The sequence below is a fragment of the Deferrisoma camini S3R1 genome (genome assembly GCF_000526155.1).
In the GTDB taxonomy this organism is placed as follows: Bacteria; Desulfobacterota; Deferrisomatia; order Deferrisomatales; family Deferrisomataceae; genus Deferrisoma; species Deferrisoma camini.
In genome coordinates this window covers 3825315-3848172 of sequence record NZ_JAFN01000001.1, presented here as the reverse complement: position 1 = coordinate 3848172, position 22858 = coordinate 3825315, and the positions used below count along the sequence as shown (strand labels likewise).

At 69.7% G+C, this 22858-nt stretch carries 18 protein-coding genes; 5 read left to right on the top strand and 13 right to left on the bottom strand.

Annotation, left to right across the window (positions count from 1 at the left end; all coding sequences use genetic code 11):
* Positions 1-9: 9 nt before the first annotated feature.
* The 9 genes from DEFCA_RS0116965 to DEFCA_RS21035 all read right to left on the bottom strand — a co-directional run bounded on the left by DEFCA_RS0116965 (position 10) and on the right by DEFCA_RS21035 (position 10151).
* A complete protein-coding gene (locus tag DEFCA_RS0116965) occupies positions 10-957 on the bottom strand; it encodes a cytochrome c3 family protein (RefSeq protein ID WP_025324196.1) in 948 nt (315 codons plus the stop codon).
* 20 nt (positions 958-977) lie between these two features.
* Positions 978-2939: a heterodisulfide reductase-related iron-sulfur binding cluster gene (locus DEFCA_RS0116960; RefSeq protein WP_169709634.1), complete on the bottom strand. Its 1962-nt coding sequence runs from the start codon at positions 2937-2939 to the stop codon at positions 978-980.
* 722 nt (positions 2940-3661) lie between these two features.
* Complete coding sequence (locus DEFCA_RS0116955) at positions 3662-4639, bottom strand: electron transfer flavoprotein subunit alpha/FixB family protein (RefSeq protein ID WP_025324194.1); 978 nt, start codon at positions 4637-4639, stop codon at positions 3662-3664.
* Between the two features lie 18 nt (positions 4640-4657).
* A complete protein-coding gene (locus DEFCA_RS0116950; protein ID WP_025324193.1) occupies positions 4658-5407 on the bottom strand; it encodes an electron transfer flavoprotein subunit beta/FixA family protein in 750 nt (249 codons plus the stop codon).
* Between the two features lie 31 nt (positions 5408-5438).
* Positions 5439-6584, bottom strand: a complete 1146-nt coding sequence (locus DEFCA_RS0116945; protein WP_025324192.1) for an acyl-CoA dehydrogenase — start codon at positions 6582-6584, stop codon at positions 5439-5441.
* A 40-nt stretch (positions 6585-6624) separates the two neighbouring features.
* Positions 6625-7410, bottom strand: coding sequence for an enoyl-CoA hydratase-related protein (locus DEFCA_RS0116940; protein ID WP_025324191.1), 786 nt, complete (start codon positions 7408-7410; stop codon positions 6625-6627).
* Positions 7411-7422: 12 nt separating this feature from the next.
* A complete protein-coding gene (locus DEFCA_RS0116935; RefSeq protein WP_029734293.1) occupies positions 7423-8286 on the bottom strand; it encodes a 3-hydroxybutyryl-CoA dehydrogenase in 864 nt (287 codons plus the stop codon).
* 58 nt (positions 8287-8344) lie between these two features.
* Positions 8345-9532 (bottom strand): acetyl-CoA C-acetyltransferase, encoded by a 1188-nt coding sequence (locus DEFCA_RS0116930; RefSeq protein WP_025324189.1) that lies wholly within the window; start codon positions 9530-9532, stop codon positions 8345-8347.
* A gap of 40 nt (positions 9533-9572) precedes the next feature.
* On the bottom strand, positions 9573-10151 hold the full coding sequence (locus DEFCA_RS21035; protein ID WP_025324188.1) for a helix-turn-helix domain-containing protein: 579 nt from the start codon (positions 10149-10151) through the stop codon (positions 9573-9575).
* A gap of 518 nt (positions 10152-10669) precedes the next feature.
* Between DEFCA_RS21035 and DEFCA_RS0116920 the strand changes: the two genes are divergently transcribed.
* The 4 genes from DEFCA_RS0116920 to DEFCA_RS0116905 all read left to right on the top strand — a co-directional run bounded on the left by DEFCA_RS0116920 (position 10670) and on the right by DEFCA_RS0116905 (position 16359).
* Positions 10670-11968, top strand: coding sequence for an AAA family ATPase (locus tag DEFCA_RS0116920; protein WP_025324187.1), 1299 nt, complete (start codon positions 10670-10672; stop codon positions 11966-11968).
* A 360-nt stretch (positions 11969-12328) separates the two neighbouring features.
* On the top strand, positions 12329-13609 hold the full coding sequence (locus DEFCA_RS0116915) for an ammonium transporter (RefSeq protein ID WP_025324186.1): 1281 nt from the start codon (positions 12329-12331) through the stop codon (positions 13607-13609).
* Positions 13606-16008 (top strand): [protein-PII] uridylyltransferase family protein, encoded by a 2403-nt coding sequence (locus DEFCA_RS0116910; RefSeq protein WP_025324185.1) that lies wholly within the window; start codon positions 13606-13608, stop codon positions 16006-16008. The genes DEFCA_RS0116915 and DEFCA_RS0116910 overlap by 4 nt, the downstream gene beginning before the upstream one ends.
* Before the next feature lie 12 nt (positions 16009-16020).
* On the top strand, positions 16021-16359 hold the full coding sequence (locus DEFCA_RS0116905; RefSeq protein WP_025324184.1) for a P-II family nitrogen regulator: 339 nt from the start codon (positions 16021-16023) through the stop codon (positions 16357-16359).
* 24 nt (positions 16360-16383) lie between these two features.
* On the opposite strand, the gene DEFCA_RS0116900 is transcribed toward DEFCA_RS0116905, so the two are convergent.
* From DEFCA_RS0116900 to DEFCA_RS0116885, 4 genes are all read right to left on the bottom strand, one after another.
* Complete coding sequence (locus DEFCA_RS0116900) at positions 16384-17601, bottom strand: NAD(P)/FAD-dependent oxidoreductase (protein ID WP_029734289.1); 1218 nt, start codon at positions 17599-17601, stop codon at positions 16384-16386.
* A complete protein-coding gene (locus tag DEFCA_RS0116895; RefSeq protein ID WP_025324183.1) occupies positions 17598-18194 on the bottom strand; it encodes a 4Fe-4S dicluster domain-containing protein in 597 nt (198 codons plus the stop codon). Before DEFCA_RS0116895 ends, DEFCA_RS0116900 begins: the two co-directional genes overlap by 4 nt.
* A gap of 14 nt (positions 18195-18208) precedes the next feature.
* Positions 18209-20122, bottom strand: a complete 1914-nt coding sequence (gene cooS / locus DEFCA_RS0116890; protein WP_025324182.1) for an anaerobic carbon-monoxide dehydrogenase catalytic subunit — start codon at positions 20120-20122, stop codon at positions 18209-18211.
* Between the two features lie 144 nt (positions 20123-20266).
* Positions 20267-20974, bottom strand: coding sequence for a LytTR family transcriptional regulator DNA-binding domain-containing protein (locus DEFCA_RS0116885; protein WP_025324181.1), 708 nt, complete (start codon positions 20972-20974; stop codon positions 20267-20269).
* Positions 20975-21572: 598 nt separating this feature from the next.
* On the opposite strand from DEFCA_RS0116885, the gene DEFCA_RS0116880 reads away from it, so the two are divergent.
* Entirely contained in the window at positions 21573-22772 is a 1200-nt protein-coding gene (locus tag DEFCA_RS0116880) for an IS4 family transposase (RefSeq protein WP_025321572.1), read from the top strand.
* Positions 22773-22858: the final 86 nt, after the last annotated feature.

The following is a 22858-nucleotide window of genomic DNA, read 5'->3' as shown; positions in this document are numbered from 1 at the left end:
CGCAAGGCCTCAGCCGTCGTCCCGGCGAAAGAGGCTGGTGAAACCCCAGAACACCGCGATGAGCACGCCGCCCGCCACCGCCGCCCAGAACCCGGCCTCATAGAGCCAGGAGAGGGCCCAAGCCAGGGGCTGGTCGCCGGAGCCGGGCCGGATGTGAAGGGTGGCCCACTCTCGGCCCTTCTCCTCGGCCACCCGGTGGCAGGTGGGGCAGGCCTGGCCCGTGACCGATCTCTCGCCGTGGGCCGCCTCGCCCTGGTGGCACGAGGCGCACTCGGTCACGTCGTAGCGGTTGGCCAGATCGCCCTTGCCGTGGGCCCCGATCCGGAACCGGGCGAGCCAGACCCCCGCCCGGCCCGCCTCCAGGCGGTCGGCGTGGCACCGGCCGCAGGTGGCCGCCAGGTTGGCCCGGTTCACGGTCGAGGCCGGGTCGTCGGCCTTGCGGATCCGGTGGGCCGTGTGGCAGTCGGTGCAGAACGGGGCCTTCTCGTCCCCCCGGGCAAAGGCCTGGCCGTGCTTCGTCTTGAGCCACCCCTCGGCCTTTCGGGCCTCCTCGGGCGGCGGCTTGATGCCCTTGGCCTCGAGCCGGGCCAGGGCGTCCGGCGGGTAGGCGTCGGCCGGGGGGGTCTTGGCGTGGCACGCCCGGCAGTCCACCTTGGGGTAGCCCGTGCGGGGGTGGAAGTTGGGGTCCGCGTCCCGGTGGCAGTCGATGCACTCCACCCCCTTCTGGCCGTGGGTGGAGAGCACGAACTCCTCGGCATCCACGTACAGGTCGCGCAGGGCCCCGTCGGGCCCGCCGGCCGAGAACCCGGGCACCCCGTGGCAGTTCTTCAGGCACTTGTCGTTCGTGTAGGGCTTCTCGATCTTCTTCTCCGGGGGCTGGAACCCCGGGGCCATCTCCCCGGCCCGGGCCGCGGGGCCGAGGGCCAGAAGCACGGCAACGATCACGGCTCGCTTCATGGCTTCTCCTCCCCGGCCTTCTAGGCAGTCACCCGTTCGAGGATCTCGGCGATGTCGAGCACCTGGACCTCCTCTTCCTTCTTCTGGGCCTTGACCCCGTCGGTGAGCATGGTCAGGCAGAACGGGCAGGCCGCGCCGATCAGGTCCGCGCCGGTGGCCAAGGCCTCCTCGGCCCGCACGTTGTTGATCCGGGTGCCCTCCTCCTCCATCCACATCCGGCCGCCGCCGGCGCCGCAGCAGAAGTTCTCGGTGCCCGAGCGGGGCATCTCGGCAAGCTCCAGCCCCTGTACCGAACCGAGCAGGCGCCGGGGCTCGGCCACGATGTCGGCGTAGCGCGACAGGTAGCACGAGTCGTGGAACGTGAGGCGCCCCGGCAGGTCCCGCACGGTGCGGAGCCGGCCCTGGGTCATCAGCTCCAGCAGGAACTGGCTGTGGTGGACCACCTCGTAGTTCCCGCCGAACTGGGGGTACTCCTTGGACAGGGTCTTCAGGCAGTGGGGGCAGGTGGCCAGGATCTTCTTCACGCCCAAGGCGTCCATGGCCGCGATGTTCTCGGCCACCAGGGTCTGGTACAGGTACTCGTTGCCCGAGGCCCGGGCCGGGTCGCCGCAGCACTTCTCCTGGGTGCCGAGCACGCCGTAGGACACCCCGGCCCGGTCGAGCAGCCGGCACACCGACGCCACCACCCGCTGGTACCGGTCGTCGTAGGCGCCGGCGCAGCCCACCCACAGCAGCACCTCGAACTCGGGGTTCTCCTCCTCGGTGAGGATCCGGGGGCTCACCTTGCGACGGGTCATCCAGTCGTTCCGGGCCGACCACCCCACGCCCCAGGGGTTGAAGTTGTTCTCCAGGTTCTTGTTGAGGGTCACCAGCTCCTGGGGCATCTGGCCTTCCATCAGCACCAGGTACCGGCGCATGTCCACGATCTTGTCCACGTGCTCGATCATCATCGGGCACGTCTCCATGCAGTGCCGGCAGGTGGTGCAGGCCCAGATGTCGTCGTAGCTCACACCGCCGCCCTCGATCATGGGCTGCTCGAACGCGTCACCCTGCCCCTTGCGCAGGTAGGGAGCCTTGGCGATCCAGTGGGCCCGGAGGTCCTGGATGACCTTCTTGGGGCTCAGGCTCTTGCCCGTGTTGTAGGCCGGGCACCGGGCCTGGCACCGGCCGCACCGAACGCAGGCCTCCAGGTCCAGCAACTGCTTCCGGGTGAACTGCTCCACCTGGCCCACGCCGTACACCTCGGCGGTCTCGATGTCGATCGGCCGAAACGCGCCCTTGGGCCCCAGGTTGCGCAGGAAGATGTTGGCCACCCCGAACGGGATGTGGCCCAGCTTTCCGTAGGGCAGGCTGGCCAGGGTGAACAGCACCAGGTAGAGGTGGAGCCGCCAGAAGAGCTCGACGAGCACCAACCGCCAGGGCTCGGGCAGCAGGTGCAGGGGGATGGCCAGGACGAATCCGATCGGGTTCCACAGGTACTCGAACCCGGACAGAAGGCTCAGCCGGCTCGCCTCGGTGAGGAACCCGGTGACGAAGATCGTCATGAGCAGGATCAGGGCCCACCGGTCCTCGGGCCGGTTGTCCAGACGGTCGGGCTGCTCGCCGTACCGGCGCTGGTACAGCCGCACGGTTCCGAACAGGCCGAACCCCGCCACCAGGTCCAGGGCGAGGCCCAGGGGCCGCGCCAGCACCGGCGGCAGGGTGAACGCCACCTGGACCACCACGATCACGGTCAGGGGGATAACGAAGGCGTAGAACAGGTACAGGTGGTGGCGGCCCTCGGGTTGGTCCCGTAGGATCCGATCGTGGCGGAGCACCGCCCGACACACCCCGCCGATCCGGGCCCGCAGGTCACCGGAGCGGGCCTCGGGTTGCCCCAAGGCGATCCGACGCGCCTTGGCCACGATCCCGCCCGCGGCCACGGCAACCGCCAACAGGATCAACGCGAAATCGAGCCCATTGACCATGGTCTTTCCTTCCATATAACTTCGGTCGTTGGTCGTCAGTCGTTGGTCGTCGGTCGAAAGTCGCCTCGACATCGGAGCCGGGGGGCATGGGGTCTGCCGGAGAGGCGGGCGCGGCCCCTATGCTCGCCGCGCAGAGCCTCCGGCGCCCGGACCGCGAAAGGGGACCCCTTGCACGCACCCGTGATGAAACCAACTCCCGTGTCCTGTGCCTGCGCGGCGAATCTCAACGCTCGGCTTCGCGCCCGGCCGGAAGTAGCCCCCGTGCCCCGCCGCCGGCTGTGGTCCCGGGATCAGGGAACGTTACCTTCCCCGTTGTAGGGCCCCGCAGGGGCCTGATGGAGCTTCCCAGTGACTTCCCCTAGAGGGCTCGAAAACCTCCAAGATCTCCAAGCATTCCAAACGTAACCGCGCCCCTTTGACGTCACCTCACGGTCTCGGGGGCATGGGGTCTGCTGGAGAGCCCGTCCGCCTAGCCCGCAGGTCCCCAAAACTTTAGCGAGGCTCCGCCTCAGACCGTCGAGGCGTGGGGAGCCGGCTCTGGGGAACTGCGCCCCCGCGCAAAAACTTGACGCCTTTGCAACGAATCCCGCCCCCCAAGATCTCTAGTCTCTAGTCTCTAGTCTCTAGTTTCTAAGCGTATGGAAGGGTGCAAGTCACTTTGTCCGGGGGCGGCAGGAACACACGGCGGGCACCGCAGGGCCCTGGGGGCCCTGCGGTGCCCGCTTCATTCCGCTGGGTCAGGAGGCCCGGGCGGCCTGGACCTTCTCGATGAGCTTGGGCACGGCCTTGAACAGGTCATCCACCAGCCCGTAGTCGGCCACCTCGAAGATCGGGGCCTCCTCGTCCTTGTTGATCGCCACGATCACCTTGGCGTCCTTCATGCCGGCCACGTGCTGGATGGCGCCGCTGATGCCGCAGGCGATGTACAGGTCGGGGGCCACGATCTTTCCGGTCTGGCCCACCTGCAGGTCGTTGGGCAGGAGCCCCTCGTCCACCACGGCCCGGCTGGCGCCCAGGGCCGCGCCCAGGGCGTCGGCCAGCTGCTCGATCAGCTTCACGCCCTCGGCGTCCTTCACGCCCCGGCCGGCCGACACCACCACCTTGGCCTCGGTGAGCTCGGGCCGCTCGGACTTGGTGAGCTGGTACTCCACGAACTTGGCCTTCAGGCCGCCGGCGTCCACGTTGACCGGGGCCTCGGCCACGGCCGCGGAACCCGCGCCAGGGGTGGCCGCGTCAAAGGCCGTCTCCCGGACCGTCATGCAGTGGATCGGCGTGTCGATCACCACCCGGGCGATGGCGTTGCCCGCGTACATGGGCCGCAGGTACACGATGCCCTCGTCGCCCTTCTCGAACCCGATCGCGTCGCTCACCATGCCGGCGTCCAGCAGGCCCGCCAGCCGGGGCATCAGGTCCTTGCCGGTGGTGGTGGCCGCCGCGAGCACCGCGGTGTAGCCCTTCTCGTTCACCAGGTCTGCGGCGGCCTGAGCGTGGGCCTCGGCCGTGTACTCGGCCACCGCGTCGGCCTCGCTCCACAGCACGTTGGCCGCGCCGAGGTCCTTGAGCTGCTCGGCGCAGGCCTGGGCGCCCTTGCCCAACAGCACGATGTCGAACTCGGTCCCCAGGAGCTCGGCCAGATGCTTGGCCGCCGTCACCGCCGGAAAGGTGGCGTGCCGGACCTCCCCTTCGCGCATCTCCGCAATCAACAGAATCGCCATCGGTTCTCCTCCCTGGCCCTACAGGACCTTGGCCTCGTTGACCAGCTTGTCCACCAGTTCGTCCACGCTCGCGACCTTCTGCCCGGCCTTGCGCGGCGGCGGCTCGCTGAGCCCCAGCACGCGGGCCCGGTTCTTGGGCTCGGCGCCCAGGTCGGCGGGGGTGACCTTCTTCACCTCTTTCTTCTTGGCCTTCATGATGGCCGGGAGGCTCGCGTACCGGGGCTGGTTCAACCGCAGGTCCGCCGTGATCACGGCCGGCAGTTCCACCTCCTTCACCTCGAGGCCGCCGTCGATCTCCCGCTGGACCACGGCCTTGCCGTCCTGGAGCTCCACCTTGTAGGCGAAGCAGGCCTGGGGCAGGCCCAGCTTGGCCGCCAGCATCTGGGCCGCCTGGTTGTTGTCGGTGTCCACCGACTGCTTACCCAGGATCACCAGGTCGGGGTTCTCCTGCTTGAACACGGCGGCCAGGATGTCGGCGATGCCCGAGCTCTCGTAGCACTCGCCGCCCAGGTCCACCAGGTAGGCCCGGTGGGCGCCCAGGGCCAGGCCGGCCCGCAGGGTCTCCTCGTTCTCGGGGCCGCCGATCGACACCAGGAACACCTCGCCCCCGGACTTCTCGGTGATCCGGACCGCCTCCTCGATGGCGTACTCGTCGAAGGGGTTCACCAGAAAGTTCACGCCCTCGGTCTCGATCCCCGTGCCGTCCTTCTTGAGCCGGACCTTCACGTCGGGGTTCGGGACCCGCCGAACCGGCACCATGATCTTCATCGTCGTACCTCCTTTGGTCGGGTGGATGCCGTCAGTCCCTCAGCAGGGCCCGGGAGATGACCATGCGCTGGACCTCGCTCGTGCCCTCGTAGATCTCGGTGATCTTGGCGTCCCGGTAGTACCGCTCCACCGGGTACTCGTCGATGTAGCCGTAGCCGCCGAACACCTGCACCGCCTCCCGGGTGGCCTTCATGGCCACGTCCGAGGCGAACAGCTTGGCCATGGCCGCCTCGCGGCTGTAGTTCTTGAAGCCCTGGTCCTTCATCCACGCCGCCCGCCAGGTCAGGAGCCGGGCGGCGTCGATCTCGGTGGCCATGTCGGCCAGCTTCCACTGGATGGCCTGGAAGTTGGCGATGGGCTGTCCGAACTGCTGGCGCTCCTTGGCGTAGGCGATGGCCTGCTCCATGGCGCCCCGGGCGATGCCCACGGCCTGCGAGGCGATGCCGATCCGGCCGCCGTCCAGGGTCTGCATGGCGATCTTGAACCCCTCGCCGGGCCGGCCCAGCAGGTTCTCCTTGGGGATGCGGCAGTCCTCGAACACCAGCTCGGCCGTGGACGAGGCCCGGATGCCGAGCTTGTGCTCCTCCTTGGCCACCTTGTACCCCGGGGCGTCGGCCGGCACGATGAACGCCGACAGGCCCCGGTGCTTGGCCGAGCGGTCCGTGGAGGCGATCACCACGGCCACCCCGGCCTGGCCACCGTTGGTGATGAAGATCTTCGTGCCGTTCAGGACCCACTCGTCCCCGTCGAGCACGGCCGTGGTGCGCACGGCGCCCGCGTCGGTGCCGGCCTGGGGCTCGGTCAGCCCCAGGCACCCGAGCATCTGGCCCGAGGCCAGGGGCACCAGGTACTTCTTCTTCTGCTCCTCGGTCCCGAACCGGTAGATGGGGTCGCAGCACAGGCTGGAGTGGGCGCTCACCACCACGCCGGTCGAGGCGCACACCGCCGAGAGCTCCTCCACCACGATGGAGTAGCACCGGTAGTCCATGCCGCCGCCGCCGTACTGCTCGGGGATCGCCACGCCCATGAACCCGAGCTCGCCCATCTGCTTCACCAGCTCCATGCGAAACGTGGCGGTCTTGTCCATCTCGGCGGCGAGCGGGGCCACCTCTTCCTGGGCGAACCGGCGGGCCGTGTCCCGGACCAGGGTCTGTACGTCGTCCAGCTCGAAGTTCATCGGGGAAACTCCTCCGGAATCGGAAATGGGGGAACCAACCTCACCGGCCCTGGAACGCGGCCTTGCGCTTCTCCAGGAACGCCGCCATGCCCTCCTTCTGGTCCTCGGTGGCGAAGCACAGGCCGAACACGTCGCTCTCGAGCACGCAGGCGTTGTCCAGGTCCAGGTCCTGACCCCGCTGCACGGCCTCCTTGGCCAGCCGCACCGCCACCGGCCCCTTGGACGCCACGGTCCGGGCCTGGGCCAGGGCCTCGTCCATCAGGGACTCGGCCGGCACCACGTGGTTCACCAGCCCGATCTCTTTGGCCTCGGCCGCCTTCACCTGCCGGCCGGTGGTCACCAGCTCCATGGCCCGGGCCTTGCCCACGATCCGGGTGAGCCGCTGGGTCCCTCCGAACCCCGGGGTCACGCCCAGGTTCACCTCGGGCTGGCCGAACACGGCCTTCTCGCTCGCCACGATCCAGTCGCACGCCATGGCCAGCTCGCACCCCCCGCCCAGGCAGTACCCGTTGACCACCGCGATCACCGGCACCGGCAGGTCCTCCAGCCGGCGGAACACCTTCTGGCCCTTGAGGGCGAACGCTTTGGCCTCGGCCGCCGTGAGCGAGCGCATCTGGCTGATGTCGGCCCCGGCCACGAACGCCTTGTCGCCGGCGCCGGTGACCAGCAGGGCCCGGGCGCCGGGGTCGGCCTCCACCTCCCGCAGGGCCGCCTCGATCTCGTCGAGGGTCTCGGCGTTCAGGGCGTTCAGGGCCTTGGGACGGTTGATGGTCAGGCGGTAGATGCCGGGCTCCACCTGCTCCAGGATCACGTTCTCGTACGCCATGGCCGCCCTCCTCTACCCGGAGTAGTCGTAGAAACCCTTGCCGGTCTTCCGGCCCAGGGTGCCCGCATCCACCATCTTCTTCAGCAGCGGGCAGGGCCGGTACTTGGAGTCGCCGAACCCCTCGTAGAGCACCTCCATGATCGACAGGCACACGTCCAGGCCGATCAGGTCGGCCAGCTCCAGGGGCCCCATGGGGTGGTTCATGCCCAGCTTCATCACGGTGTCGATGGCCTCGGGCGAGGCAACCCCCTCGTACAGGGTGAAGATGGCCTCGTTGATCATGGGCAGCAGGATCCGGTTCGACACGAACCCGGGGCTGTCGTTCACGCACACCGGCACCTTGCCCAGGTTTTTGGACAGCTCCTCCACCACCTGGTAGGTCTCGTCCGAGGTCTGCAGGCCCCGGATGATCTCGATCAGCTTCATGACCGGCACGGGGTTCATGAAGTGCATGCCGATCACCTTGCCCGGCCGGCCGGTGACCTTGCCGATCTTGGTGATGGAGATGGACGAGGTGTTGGAGGCGAGGATCGCCTCGGGCTTGGTGATGCGATCGAGGTCCTCGAAGATCTTGAGCTTGATGTCCAGGTTCTCGGTGGCCGCCTCCACGGCCACGTCCACGTCGGCCAGGGCCTCGAGGGACGTGGTGCCCTGGATTCGGCCCAGGATCTCGTCCTTCCGGGCCGCCTCCAGCTTGCCCTTGGACACCATGCGGTCCAGGTTCTTGGTGATGGCGGCGATGCCGCGCTGCACGAACTCGTCCGAGATGTCGCGCAGCACCACCGGGTATCCCGCGGCCGCGAACACCTGCGCGATGCCGTGGCCCATGGTGCCGGCCCCCAGGACCCCCACCTTCTTCACGTCGCTCACCTGCATGGCTCTCTCCTCCCTTCTCGATGCGCTCCGTCGGGTTGCGCGTCCCCTCGCTGCTTGGCTAGCCCCGCTCCACCACCATGGCCACCGCCCCGCCGCCGCCCAGGCACAGGGTGGCGAGCCCCAGCCGGCCGCCCCGGGCCTGGAGGGCGTAGAGCAGGGTGGTCAGGATCCGGGCGCCGCTCGCGCCGATGGGGTGGCCCAGGGCGATGGCGCCGCCGTTCACGTTGACCCGGTCCCAGTCCCAGCCCAGCTCCTTGCCGTCGGCCAGGCACTGGGACGCGAACGCCTCGTTGGCCTCGATCAGGTCGAAGTCGTCGATGGCGTACCCGCCCTTGTCCATGACCCTGCGCACCGCGTCGATGGGCGCGAAGAACACGTCCTTGGGGTCCCGGTGGGCCGCCGCATAGTGACGGATCGTGGCGAGCACCGGCAACCCCTCGCGCTCGGCCAGCTCCCGGCTCGTCACCACCACGGCGCTAGCGCCGTCGGTCAGCCCCGGGGCGTTGCCGGCCGTGACCATGCCCCCCTTCTCGAAGGCCGGCCGCAGCTTGGCCAGGATCTCCACCGTGGTGCCCGGCTTGACCGGCTCGTCCGTGTCGAACCGCTTGGGGTCCCCCTTGCGCTGGGGAACCTCCACCGCCACGATCTCGTCGCGGAACGCGCCCGTTTCGATGGCCCGGGCCGCCTTCTGCTGGCTCTGGGCCGCGAACGCGTCCAGCTCCTCCCGAGTGAGCCCCGCCTCCCGGGCCGTGTACTCGGCCAGGTTGCCCATGTGCACGTCGTTGAACGCGCACCACAGGCCGTCGTGGACCATGGCGTCCTCGGTGGGGAAGTTGCCCAACCGCACCCCCCCCCGCAGGTTGCGCTGGAGGTGGGGGGCGTTGGACATGCTCTCCATGCCGCCGGCCACCACCACGTCGGCGTCCCCCAAGGCCACGGCCTGGGCGGCCAGCATCACGGCCTTCAGGCCCGACCCGCACACCTTGTTGATGGTGAACGCATTCACGGCCGAAGCCAGCCCACCCTTGAGGGCGGCCTGGCGCGCCGGGTTCTGGCCCACCCCGGCCTGGAGCACGTTCCCCATGATGCACTCGTCCACCCGGTCGGGGGAGAGACCGGCCCGCCGCACGGCCTCCCTCACCACCACCCCGCCCAGATCGGTCACCTTCAGGGGCTGGAGCGACCCGAGGTACCCCCCGATGGGGGTACGGCACGCGGAAACGATCACAACGTCACGAACGGACATGGTGGGCAACCTCCCAATCGCAGATTCCAGGCCTCACCTCTCAGTTCCGGTTGGCCTCATACAACACCGCCAAGAACCGCGCCCGGTCCCCCACCCGGATGCGGTGGGGGAGCTGGGCGTTGTAGTACAGGCTGTCCCCGGGGCCCAGGTCGAACCGCTGCCCCCCGTACTCCACCTGGATCCGCCCCTCCAACACGTGCACGAACTCCTCGCCCTCGTACGGGAGCTCCTTGAGAGAGAATTCACAGGGCTCGTCGCACGAGAGGAGGATCGGGCTCATGCTGCGCCCCTCGTAGCCGTACGCCAGGTCCCGGTACGGCAGGGTGTGGGGCAGCTCGTTTCGGTACACCAGGGCCTCTTTTCCGGCCCGGGTCAACACGTAATCGGTTCGCTCCTCAGCCTCCTGGTGGAAGAAGTACCCGATCTTCACCCCCAGGGCCTCGGCGAAGTTCCACAGGGTGGAGATGGACGGCGACACCAAGTTGTTCTCCACCTGGCTCAACAGGGCCGGACTGAACCCCGTTTTCGCCGCCAGGTCCTTCAGGGTCATCCCCCGCTGCAGGCGAAGCTCCTTGATCTTCCCCCCCAGGTTGAGCTTCTCCAGGACCTCCTTCTTCATACGCCGTGTCCACCCCGCCCCGCTTAAGAGTTGCTGAACCGGATTCAGTCCTGCTAAAGGCGGCCGTCAACCTAGAGCAAACGAACCCCATGGGTCAAGAGGTTTTGTGGCCCTCCTGCGGACGGACGGCCCGCGGGCCGCCGGCCTGCCGATCCGCCAAACGAACCGCGGGAAAATCAAACGAAGCCGGACCCCACCTCCAAACCTTTCTCTTTTTATTCCAAAGCGTTATCCGCACCCCACGCGACACCGCGAACCGGGATTCAAGCCCAAAAGCCTCCACCGGCGAGAAAAAAACTTCGTTTGCCTCCCCGCCGTGTGGCCGGAGTCCCTTGCCCATGCGCGGGGGGTGGACAAAAATGAATATGGGCCCCTTGCCCCTGTGCTCAGGGGGCCAATGGATTTGAACGCGGGTCGGCATGAGACCGGGTCACGATCCGGTCCGGTCCGGCCGATCCGTAACCCAGGGCGAAAGCGCCCGATGCAAGACCGGAGGGGAGGCAAAGGAGTGGAAGGCCATGAAGGTATCGGTGAACACGGTGCTTCGTTACAGCGAAGCCCTCGACCGGTTCGTGAGGGTGCGCTCCTTCACCGAGACGGAGACCCAACGGCTGCTGGGCGGGGCCCGGTTCCGGAACCGGGACGAGTACGTGCGGTTCCTGTTGGGGCTGTGCATCCCGGAGTTCCCGGCCGAGATCCTTCCCCACCTCCTGGACCGCGGACCCGAGGGGGAGGAGCGGCGCCGAATCGAAGACGCCCTGTATCAGCTGTGCGTGGACGTGAACCCCCACCTCGACATCACGCGGGTCTCGGTGCCCGTGACCGAGGGCGAGGCGGAGACCCACCTCTACCTGGTGGAGCCCCGGCAGGAAGAGACGCCGGACGAAGCGGACCGGGTGCTCCGGCTGGAGGAGCTCTTGGAACGCCAGGTGGTAGGGCAGCGCGAGGCCGTGGAGAAGCTGGCCCGGGTGCTGCGCCGCGCCGCGGCAGGTCTGAAGGATCCGGACCGGCCCGTGGGCAGCTTCTTCTTCCTGGGACAGACCGGGGTGGGCAAGACCGAGCTCGCCAAGGCCCTGGTTCGGGTGCTTTACCCGGGCGAGGACCGGCTCGTGCGGGTGGACTGCAGCGAGTACGCCCAGTCCCATGAGTACGCGAAGCTCATTGGGGCGCCTCCGGGGTACATCGGCCACGGCGAGGGGGGCTACCTCACCGACGCGGTGATGGCCCGGGGGCCGTGCGTGGTGCTGTTCGACGAGATCGAGAAGGCCCACCCCAAGCTCCATCAGCTCCTCCTCCAGGTACTCGACGAGGGCATCCTGACCGACAGCAAGGGCCGGAAGGTCTCGTTTCGGGACGCCGTGATCATCATGACCAGCAACGTGGGCACCCGCGAGGTGGAGGAGCTCGACCGACGGGCGGGGTTCGGCGTGTGCACCGGCTGCGAGGAGGTGGAGAGCGAGAGCCTCAAGGCGCTCAAGGCGGAGTTCCCGCCGGAGTTCGTGAACCGCATCGACGAGGTCGTCGTGTTCCGGCCCCTGAGCCGGGAGGCCAGCCTGAAGATCTGCGAGCTCATCCTCAAGGAGGTGGAGGGGTACCTGGAGCCCCGGCGGCTTGCGATCGACTTCGACCCGGAGGTGAAGGAGTTCCTCGTGGAGGAGGGCACCGACCCGCGGTACGGGGCCCGGCCGCTCCGGCGCACCATCCGGCGCCACGTGCTCGACCCCCTGGCCACGGAGCTGCTCTCGGGCAAGTTCCGCCCCCCGGCCCGCATCCGCACCCACCTGCGGCGACGGAAGGTCTGGTTCGAAGCGGCGTAAAAAGGTTCGAGAACCCCCTGAAAAAGTTTTTTGGGGCCCCTTGACACATTGGGGCCGGGGGAGCATAGTTCCTCCGTCCACCAACACGGAAAATCGGTTGGGGAAGTCGGGATCGCGATTGCTCTTTGCCCCCCCGGAGAGCTGCCCCCGGCTTCCCCTTTTTGTTTTCCCCGCCCAACGTTACGACATTTTTGTATCGAAGCCACCCACACCGTCACACGATTGTTGCAACCCCACCCGTTCCCTCCCCCTCCCCGAGCCCGGAACCCGGCCAGGGTGGCCGGCTTTCACCCCGGGCACGCGCCTTGCTTTCGGCCCTCCCCCTGCCAACCCCTGTCGCGCCGAAGCAAGGAGGAACCGATGCGTCTCATCCGCCCCTTCCGGGCCGCTGCCCTGCCCCTCGTCTTGCCCCTCGTCGCCGGCCCGGCATGGGCCGGGTCCGGCCCCAACCCCGGCGACACCGCCTGGCTCCTGGTGAGCTCCGCCCTGGTGCTGCTGATGGTTCCCGGGCTCGCCCTGTTCTACGGGGGCATGGTCCGGGCCAAGAACATCCTCTCCACCCTGATGCTCAGCTTCATCGCCATGGGCGTGCTGGCGGTCCAGTGGGTCGTGGCCGGGTACTCCCTGTCGTTCGGCGGAGCCCCCGGCCCCTGGATCGGGGGCCTGGACCGGTTGTTCCTCGCGGGCCTCACCCCGGACACCCTGTCCGGCACGGTGCCCACCCTGGCCTTTGCCGTGTTCCAGGGGATGTTCGCCATCATCACGCCGGCCCTCATCAGCGGGGCCCTGGTCGAACGGGTCAAGTTCGGGGCCTACACCCTGTTCATCGTCCTGTGGGCGTTCCTGGTGTACGACCCCCTGGCCCACTGGGTGTGGGGGGACGGCGGGTGGCTGCTCGAGCTGGGAGCCCTGGACTTCGCCGGCGGAACCGTGGTGCACATCTCGTCGGGCGTGTCGGCCCTGGCCGCGATCCTCGTGCTCGGCAAGCGCCGGGGGTACCCCACCGAGCGGTTCATCCCCCACAACCTGACCATGACCCTGCTGGGGGCCGGGCTCCTGTGGTTCGGCTGGTTCGGGTTCAACGCCGGCAGCGCCCTGGCGGCCAACGGAACCGCGGTGCTGGCCTTCGTGTCCACCAACACGGCCGCCGCCGCGGGCATGCTCGGGTGGCTCGCAGCCGAGAAGGTCCGGTTCGGCAAGCCCAGCGCCCTGGGCGCCGCGTCGGGGCTGGTGGCCGGGCTGGTCGCCATCACCCCCGGGGCGGGGTTCATCACCCCGGGTTGGGCCATCGTGGTCGGAGGGCTGGCCGGGTTCATCTGCTTCCGAGCCGTGTGCCTCAAGGAGCGGTTCGGCTACGACGACGCCCTGGACGTGCTCGGGGTCCACGGCGTGGGCGGCGCCTGGGGAGCCCTGGCCACCGGCATCTTCGCCACCGTGGGCGCGGGCAGCCTGATCACCGGCGACGTGAGGCAGTTCGGGGTCCAAGTGGTGGGGGTCGTCGCGGCCGCGGTGTACGCGTTCGCCGTGACCTGGGTGCTGTGCCGGGTGCTGGACGCCACCATCGGCCTGAGGGTCAGCCCCGAGGACGAGCTCGTCGGCCTGGACCAAACGGCCCACGGCGAGGTGGGCTACTCCCTGTGACGGCTCCCCTGTCCGCCTGGAAGGACCGCCTGGCCGAGGCCAGGCACCGGCTGGCCTCGGGCCGGGCGTCCCCCGCAGAGTTCGCCCGGCTCGTGGACGAGCTGGTGGGGGACCTGGCCCGGGCCGCCGGCTGGGACGGCCCGGGGCGGGCCGTGGTGGCCCTGGGCGGGTACGGCCGCAGGGAGATGGCCCCGCGCAGCGACGTGGACCTGCTGTTCCTCGCGGGCCGCTCCGGCACCGCGCCCGAGGTCGAACCCGTGCTGTACCCCCTGTGGGACCTCGGGCTCGACGTGGGCCACGCCCTGCGTACCCCGGCCGATTGTCGGGACGTGGCCCGCCAGGACCTGACCGCGGCCACGGCGCTGCTGGATGCCCGCCTGCTCCTGGGGGACCCCGACCTGTTCGAGCGGACCCTCAGGCGAGCCGGGGCGAAACCCCGTCCGTCCCGGCGAACCCGGGCCTGGGCGAGGGCCGTCATCGAGGACGTGGAGGCCCGGCGCAAGCGCTTCGGGGAGATCTCGCACCTGCTCGAACCCCACGTGAAGGAGGGGTGGGGCGGGCTGCGGGACCTGCAGGCCGCCCGTTGGGTCCTGGCGTGCCTGGGGCTCGACCCGCACCGGGAGATCGCCCGGCTTCCCCGGGGCCCCCAGGCGTTGGAAGGGGCGCGCCTCCTCGATCGGGTCCGGGCGGCCATCCACGGCGTTGCCGGCCGCAAGACCGACCATCTCACCTTCGAGCACCACGAGGCCGTGGCGCGGATCGTGGTGCCGGGCGAACGTCCCGAGGAGCTCTTTGCCCGGCTCCACCGGGCGGCCCGCGACATCGCGGCGCTGTGGCAGGCCGTGGCCGACGGGTTCCCCCACCCCCCCCGCGTCGCCACGGCTACCGAGGGGTTCGACGACCCGGCCCGGGCGGCCTCGGCCCTCCAGGGCCCCCAGGGTCCCGACGGAAAGCCCCGCCCCTCCGTGATGGCGCGCCTGGCCGCATCGCCCGCCCCCGTGCGGCGCGCCGCCCTGCGGGAGGCCCTGGGCAGACTGTTCCGCAGGAGGGCGGCCTCGCACCCCCTGCTCGACGCCCTGCTCGACCACGGCCTCCTGGGGGACGTCGACCCCTTGCTGGGCGAGGCGGCCCACGCCGTGCCCTACGACGCCCGCCACGCCTTCACCGTGGGCGCCCACGGGGTGGAGTGCCTGGCCGCGTTCGAGCGGCTGTGGCTGGGGGCGCTGGAGGATCGGGAGCCGTGGCTCACCCGGGTCGCCGGCGGGCTCCCGGCCCCCTGGGTGCTGCGGGTGGCAGCGCTCACCCACGACCTGGGCAAGTGCGTGTCGGCCGGAGACCACGCCCGGTCCGGGGCTTCCCACGCCGAGCGGATCGCCCGGGCCCTGGGGCTCTCGGACGAGGAGGCGAGGGAGGCGGCCCGGTTGGTCGAGCATCACCACGCCGTGCCGCTCCTGGCCTTCCGGCGGGACCCCGACGACCCCCGCACGGCCCGGGAGGCCTGGAAGATCGCCGGGACCCCCGAGCGCCTGGACGCGCTCGTGGTGCTGGCCTACGCGGACTTGGCCTCGACCCATCCGGGGCCCCACCACCCCACCTGGACCGCCTGGACCCGCAACCTGCTGCTCGCCCTCCACAGCCGGGCCCGCACGGCCCGGGCAGACCCCGCCGTGCCGGCCGACGCCCTGCGTGAGCAGCTCGCGCGGGCCTGCGGCGGCGCGGCCGAGCGTGCTCTGGTGGACGAGGTGCCCACGGCCGAGCTGCTCCAGGTGCCCCCCGACCTCCTCGGCCGGCTGGTCCGGATGACAGCTCGGCTGGGCGACGCCCCGTGCCGGTGGGAGACGGTGGCCACCCCCTTCGGGCCTGTGGAGGTGCTGGGGGTGATCTCCGCGCCGCCGCCGTGGGCCCTGTCGGCGACCTCCGCCGCCCTGACCCGCCTGGGCTTCGACATCCGCATGTTCCAGGTCCACGCCTGGCCCCGGGGCCTGCTGCACCTATGGTTCCGCTGCCACCCGCCGGATCATCCCCCCGGCCGGGATCGTCTGAGGCAGGCCCTCGACGAGGCGTTGACGGCCGGCCGGCCCAGGCCCCGCCGGCCGGGGCTGGTGGACCGCCGGATGGCGGCCATGCCCGTTCCCACCCGCGTGGACCTGACCCACGGCTCGCCGGTGCACTCCGTGATCGAGGTCACCTGCCGGGACCGGCCGGGGCTCTTGGCCGCCCTGACGGCGGCCCTGGACGAGCTGGGGCTCACCGTGGTTCATGCGATGGTCACGACCCAGGGGCCCCAGGCCCGCGACGTGTTCCACGTGCGAGACCTCCTGGGCGGCCGGATCGAGGGGGAGGACAAGAAGAAGCGCATTCTGGCCCGGCTCCGGGCCGCGGTGGAAACCGAGCCCTAGAAGGAGGAAGCCGTGAAGAAAATCGAGGCCATCATCAAGCCGTTCCGGCTCGACGACGTGAAGGACGCCCTCAAGGAGGCCGGGATCCAGGGCATGACCGCCATTGAGGTCAAGGGGTTCGGCCGACAGAAGGGCCACACCGAGCACTACCGGGGCGCCGAGTACACGGTGGACTTCATCCCCAAGGTGAAGATCGAGGTGGTGGTGCCCGACGAGCTGGCCCCGGCCGCGGTCGAGGCCATCGAGCGCGGCGCGCGCACCGGCAAGATCGGGGACGGGAAGATCTTCGTTTTGGCCGTGGAGGAAGCGGTGCGGATCCGCACCGGCGAGCGGGGGGAAGAGGCGCTGTGACACACAGCTGGATCCGCCCGCCCCTCACCGGCCCCCCAGTCCCACGGCCCTGCGGTAGTAGCTCGTGCCCGAGGTGTCGGACAAGAGACCCGGGACCTCCCGCTCGGCCGGGGTCTGCTCCAGGTAGAGCCGGTGCAGGTAGCCGGCGGCGGCCATGTCGCCCACCAGCATGTACCCGTTGATCCGGCCGTCCTTCAGGTACACCCGCCGGAACCGGTCGGCGTCCTGCCAGGTGAGGGGCTCCCCCTCGAACCGGCCGGCCGAGACCACCGGGAAGTCCACGTGCTTGCGGAGCACGTTGGCGTCGACCGAGCCGGCGTACGCGCCGCGGCCGTGCACCAGGTGCCGGGCCGCCACCCGGGCCTGCTCCACGGCGTTGGGGAACAGGGCGTACAGGCCGGGCCGGCCGTCCACGGCGTGGGGCGTGACCGCCACGTCCCCGGCCGCGTAGACCCGGGGGTCGAACCGCAGGGCCTCGTCCACCGCGACCCCCTGGTCGGCCCCGGTGAGGGGCCCCGACTCGGGGGCCACCCCGGTGGCGACGATCAGGAGCGGCGTCTCGATCCGGGTGCCGTCGGTCAGGTCCACCGACGCGAGCGCCCCGTCCCGGGCGTTGACGGCGGTGACCCGGGTCTCGAGGCGCACCTCGATGCCGGTGCGCTCGGCCAGGAGCCGGGTGGCGAACTTGCCCCCGTCCTCGTCGGTCATCCGGGACAGGAGCCGGTTGTTCCGGTGCACCACGGTGACCTGGAGGCCCCGGTGCCACAGGGCCAGGGCCGCGTCCACGCCGATGAACCCGCCGCCGAAGATCACCGCCCGGCGGGCGCCCGTCTCCCGGATGTGCCGGTCGATGGCCGTGAGGTCGCTCAGGGTCTTGAAGCCGAACACGCCGCGCACCCGGAGCCACGAGGGCTCGGGGTACCGGTCCCGGGCCCCGGGGGCGTACAGGAGCCGGTCGAAGGTTTCCACCGCTCCGGAGGCGGTGCGCACCTTGCCGTCCTCCACCTCCGTCACCGGGTCCCCCAGGCGGGGCGTCACCCCGAGCCGGTCGTAGAAGTCCGCGCCCTTCCAGTAGGCCGTCTCGAGGGGGTCGCCGGCCAGGAAGAACGGCATGACGCACGGGGAGTAGGGCGGGAAGCCCTCCGCCGAGATCATCACGATCTCGCCCCGGAACCCCTCGGCCCGGAGGGTCTCGACGAACTCGGCGGCGGCGACTCCCGCCCCCACGGTCACGACCTTCACGGCGCCGGCTCCCCGCGCCGGGCGAACTCCTTGCGCCGGAGCTCGCGGTACAGGGCGAAGGTGTCGGGCAGGGCGCGCTGGCCGAGCAGGTACTCCCGCAGGTTGCGGGTCGCCCGGTCCCGGCGCACCTCCTCGTGCTCGCGGAACGCCAGGGCGCCCGAGTGGCACGCCTCCACGCAGGCCGGAAGCCGCCCCTCCCGGACCCGGTGGGAGCACAGGTCGCACTTGAACGCGGTCTCCCGGCCGTCGGGGGACGCGTGGGTGACCTTGAACGCGATGGCGTCGAACGGGCACACCATGGCGCACATGCCGCACGCCTTGCACCTGGCCTGGTCCAGGATCACCGCGGCGGTGACCGGGTCGCGGGAGATGGCCCCGGCCGGGCACGCGTCCATGCACCAGGCCGGGTCGCAGTGCCGGCACGACACCGGGAACGCCTCGTGCTCCACGGCGAGCACCCGCACGTTGACCTGGGTCCGGGCGTCCCCCACCAGGCCGAGCAGGCTCCGGCTGGGATGGTGCTCCACCGCGCACGCGATCTCGCACCCCTTGCACGCCACGCAACGCATGTAGTCCACGAAGATCTTTTTCATGGCTCCCTCCCCGCTCACAGGCCGAGCCCGGCGCGCTTCTCGGCGATGATGGCCTCCATCCGGTCCGCGGCGGCCTTGGGATCTTCTTCCACGAAGAAGTAGCCGCCGAGCACCCCCTTGGCGTCCTCGGTGAGGATCTTGGTGACCGCGGGGCTGCCGAGGACCGGGGGCACGGGCCACAGGTGCACCGGCACCCCGGAGCCCACGAAGTAGGTGCCGATGGCCACGGCCTTCTCGGTGGTCCACTCGGGGGCCGAGCCCACCAGGGGCAGGGCGTCCACGTCCACGCCCAGGTGGTCGGCCAGGGCCCCGGCGAGCACGAGCATGCGCGAGCAGTCCACGCACGAGCCCATGTGGATCACCGGCGGGATGCCGAGCTGCTCGCACACCGCCTTGAGGCCCGGGCCGGCCTGCTCCCGAGTGGAGAGCTGCATCAGGCCGGCCTTGGCCGCCGCGATGGCCCAGCACCCGGTGCCGATCACCAGGATGTCCCGGGCGATCAGCTCGGCCGTGAGCTCCCGGTGGAACGAGTCCTGGCGCACCTTGACGTTGTTGCACCCCACGACGCCCACCACCCCCTTGATCGCGCCGTCGGCGATCACCTTGACCAGGGGCGCCACCGTGCCGCCCAGGGCCTTGAGGATCTCCTCCACGCTGAACCCCACCACGGCCTCCTCGGAGTGGGGCGGGATGTAGACGCGGCCCCGGTTGCGGGCCTCGAACGCGTCGATGGCGGTCTCCACGATCCGGCGGGCCACCGCGTCGGCCCGGTGCTCCTCGAACTGGATGTGGAGGGCGCCCGGGATCTTGGTCTGCTCGCTGGTGGTGATGAGCTTGGTGTGGTAGCAGGCCGCGAGGTCGGCCAGGGCCGGGTAGATGCACTGGACGTCCACCACCATGGCCTCCACCGCACCGGTCATGATCACGAGCTCGCTGTGGAGCTCGTTGCCGGCCACGTTCACCCCCTGGCGCATGAGCACCTCGTTGCCGGTGCAGCACAGGCCGGCCACGTTGATCCCCTGGGCCCCCTTGTCCCGGGCCCGCTGCTGCATCTCGTCCGACAGGGCGTGCTCCACCACCTTCTCCGAGAGGATGGGCTCGTGGCCGTGGACGATGAGGTTGACCATATCCTCCTCGAGCACCCCCAGGTTGGCCCGCACGGTCTTGACCCGGGGGGTGCCGAACAGCACGTCCTGGAGCTCGGTGGCGATCAGGGACCCGCCCCACCCGTCGGCCAGGGAGCACCGCACCGACTGGAGCACCAGGGACAGGGGGTCGGCGTCGCACCCGAAGTGGGTGCGGTGGAGGATGTCCACCGACTCGCGGTCGATGCCCCGGGGCAGGAGCCCGTACCTGGCGCCGGTGGACGCCAGCAGGTCGTCCTCGAGCTTCTTGAGTCGCTCGAACCGCTTGGCCGGCATGTAGGCCTCGAGGAACGAGATGGGCTGGTCGTCCTGCTTTCCGAAGCAGTGGAGCGCCGCGTCGGCCACGTCCCTGGCGACGTCCGGGAACGACCGGCCCTCGACCGCGATCCCGAGCTTCGCGGCCACCGCGGTGAGCTTCTCGGTGTCGGTGATCCGGTAGTCGGTCACCGTGCCCTCGGCCACCTCCTTGAGGGTGAGGGCCACCTTGCGGCCGTGGTCCGAGTGGGCCGACGCGCCCACCGCGGCCATGCGGGCCAGGTTCCGGGCCACGATGGTGTCGGCCGTGGCCCCGCACACCCCCCGGATGGGCCCCTCGCCCAGGGGGTCGATCCGGCACGGGCCCATGACGCAGATCCGGCAGCAGGTGCCGAGCTGGCCGTAGCCGCACTGGGGCTGCTGTCGCTCCAGGCGCTCCCACACGGAGTCCAGGCGGTCGCGCTCCGCGATCTCGAGCATCTCCACGCCGGCGGGGTCCGCGCTTCGCTTCGGTGCCTTGTGCTCCATGGTGTCACCTCCGGTTGGCGGTTGCGTCGGGCAGGCCGGGGAAGATCAAACCCCGTTCTGGGGACCGCTTCAAGGCCGCACTGGCCACCTGCGCCCACGGCTGGTGAGGGGCCGCCAGGGACTGGTGAGCTGCGGCGGCCGGTCTCAGCGAAGGCCCAGGCGGGAGAACAGCTCGGGCGCCCGGGCCCGGCTCACGGGCAGGGGCAGGTCGCTGCCCCGCATGAGCAGGGTGTAGCCGCTGGAGCCGCGCACCACCTTGCGGACCCGGGCCAGGTTGGCGATGTAGCTGCGGTGGATCCGGTAGAACCGGTCGGGGGGGAGGCGCTCCTCCACGAAGCCCAGGGAGAAATCGCAGAAGTACTCGCCCTCGGGGGTGTGCACCCGGGAGTAGATGTTGTCGGCCCGCAGGAACAGCACCTCGTCGGGGTCCAGCAGGTGGATCTCGCGGCCCGCGCTCACCGGGATCTTGATGAAGGTGCGCTCCCGGTCGGCCACGAACGGGGTGATGTCGTACACCAGCATGCAGTTGAGGGCGTCGGCCATGTCCCGGTCCAGCAGGGGGATCAGCTTCAGGAACAGGTAGCGGTCGTCGCGGCCGTCGCCGATGCGCTTGAACGAGAACGGCACCTGGCGGCTCGAGTCCTTCATCAGCCGGAACATCTGCCGGATCCGCTCCCGGCCCGCTTCGTCGTGGAACCGCATGATGTCGCCCGAGAACACGTCGTCGCTCGTGATCCCGGCGAAGATCATCAGGAACGCCCGGTTGATGTAGCGCACCGTGAACCGGTCGTCGAACAGCACGATCCCGGGGTCCGTGTTCTCGATCAGGGTCAGAAGGCTATGTCGCTCCATGGGTCCACCCGGGGCGCGGGAAGGGGCCGGGCCCCGCGAGCAGGGAGCCTCGCGGAGGGAAGCCGAGCGGGAATCATACCGCGGCAGGGGCATGCCACAAAGCGGGAAAAGGGCTCCCACCCTCAGGCCGCCGGGGGGGAGGCACCCCCAGGAGCAGGACGGCGGCCAGGGCGATCACGGTGCGCGGGAGCCGGCTCGGTCGCGTCATGGGGGCGGGCCGGGGCAAGGGAGGGAGCGCAAGCAGGCAGCATACCCTCAGAGAGGGGAGAGAAACAGCCCCCCGCGCCGAGATCACCGTAGGGCAAGGGACGATCGGAGAGACCCGGCGGGGCCGCGCCCGGCCGGGGGGGAGGTCAACCAGCATGGCCCCGTCCGTCACACCTTGTCGGGAGAAAGCAGCCCCCGAAACCAAAACGTTGCCGAGATGCCACATATTAACATTAATGTATACTATTGCAGTATATGATTCATTTTTGTCGCAACAGACCTATCCCACCCTTCCCCCACCGTCCCACCACTAGGACCAATACTGTTCACTTAGTGTGCCTTCGTGCTATTCTTCTCTCGTCTTCCTTACTCATGGAAAGCGAGGTGAAGGATGGCTCGAACTCCAGCAGGGCTTCCCGAAGGCACGCGGATCACGGATTACATCACGCTGGGGGTCATCGCAAAAACGTTCCCCCTGCCCAAGGTGCACGAGGTGCTGCAAGCCACAGGCAAGGCGAGCCAGCGACAGCGCGCCTTACCTGCCCATGTCGTGGTCTACTATGTGATCGCACTGGCGTTGTACATGAGCGTGTCCACACGAGAGGTGCTCCGCTGTTTGCTCGAAGGTCTCCAGTGGCTCATGGGGCCCCGTGAACGCGTTCGCGTTGCCGGAAAATCGGCCATCTCCCAAGCGCGGTCCCGTCTGGGGGCGGAACCGATCGAACGGCTGCACAACGAACTCGTCCGGCCGATCGCCGAAACGGCCACCCGAGGGGCGTGGTACCGGCGCTGGCGGCTGGTCAGCCTGGACGGCAGCACCTTGGATGTGGCCGATACTCAGGAGAACGAACAAGCCTTCGGACGCCCCAAGGCCGCCCGGGGACGGAGCGCCTATCCGCAGATCCGGTTCGTCTCCTTGGTGGAGAACGGAACCCACGTGCTGTTCGGCTCCCGCATGGGTGGATACCACACGAGCGAGGTCGCGTTGGCTCGGCACGTGGTGGAGTCCTTGCGGCCCGGGATGCTGTGTCTGGCCGATCGGTGTTTCTTCTCCTGGCCCTTGTGGACCCAGGCCTGCGCAACCGGAGCCGATCTGCTGTGGCGAGTGAAGGCAAGCGCACGCCTGCCGTGCATCCGCCGTCTGTCCGATGGTTCCTATCTGAGCAAGATCTATCCCAACGCCTATGCTCGCCAAAAGGATCGGGGCGGTGTCATGGTCCGGGTGATCGAGTACACACTGGACGGAGTCCCAGGCGCAGAGGACGTGTACCGGTTGGTGACCACGATCCTCGACCCTGAAGATGCCCCGGCAGAGGAGTTGGCCGCCCTGTACCAGGAACGCTGGGAGATCGAGACTGCACTCGACGAGTTGAAAACGCACCTCCGAGGGGCTCGGATTGTGCTCCGGAGCAAGACCCCGGAGCTCGTCCGACAGGAGTTCTTTGGGTTCCTGATGGCGCATTTTGCGATACGAGGACTCATGCATGAAGCCGCCCGCAAGGGCGATGTGGATCCTGACGAACTTTCCTTCGTTCACACGGTGCGGGTGGTGCGTCGGAGACTGCCCGCTTTCGTCGCCACTCCCCCCTGAGCACAGGGCGGCGTTCCATGCGCAGGTGCTGGAGGAGATTTTGGAAGAGCGAGTGGTGTCCAGTCGTGGTCGACGCAACCCGCGAG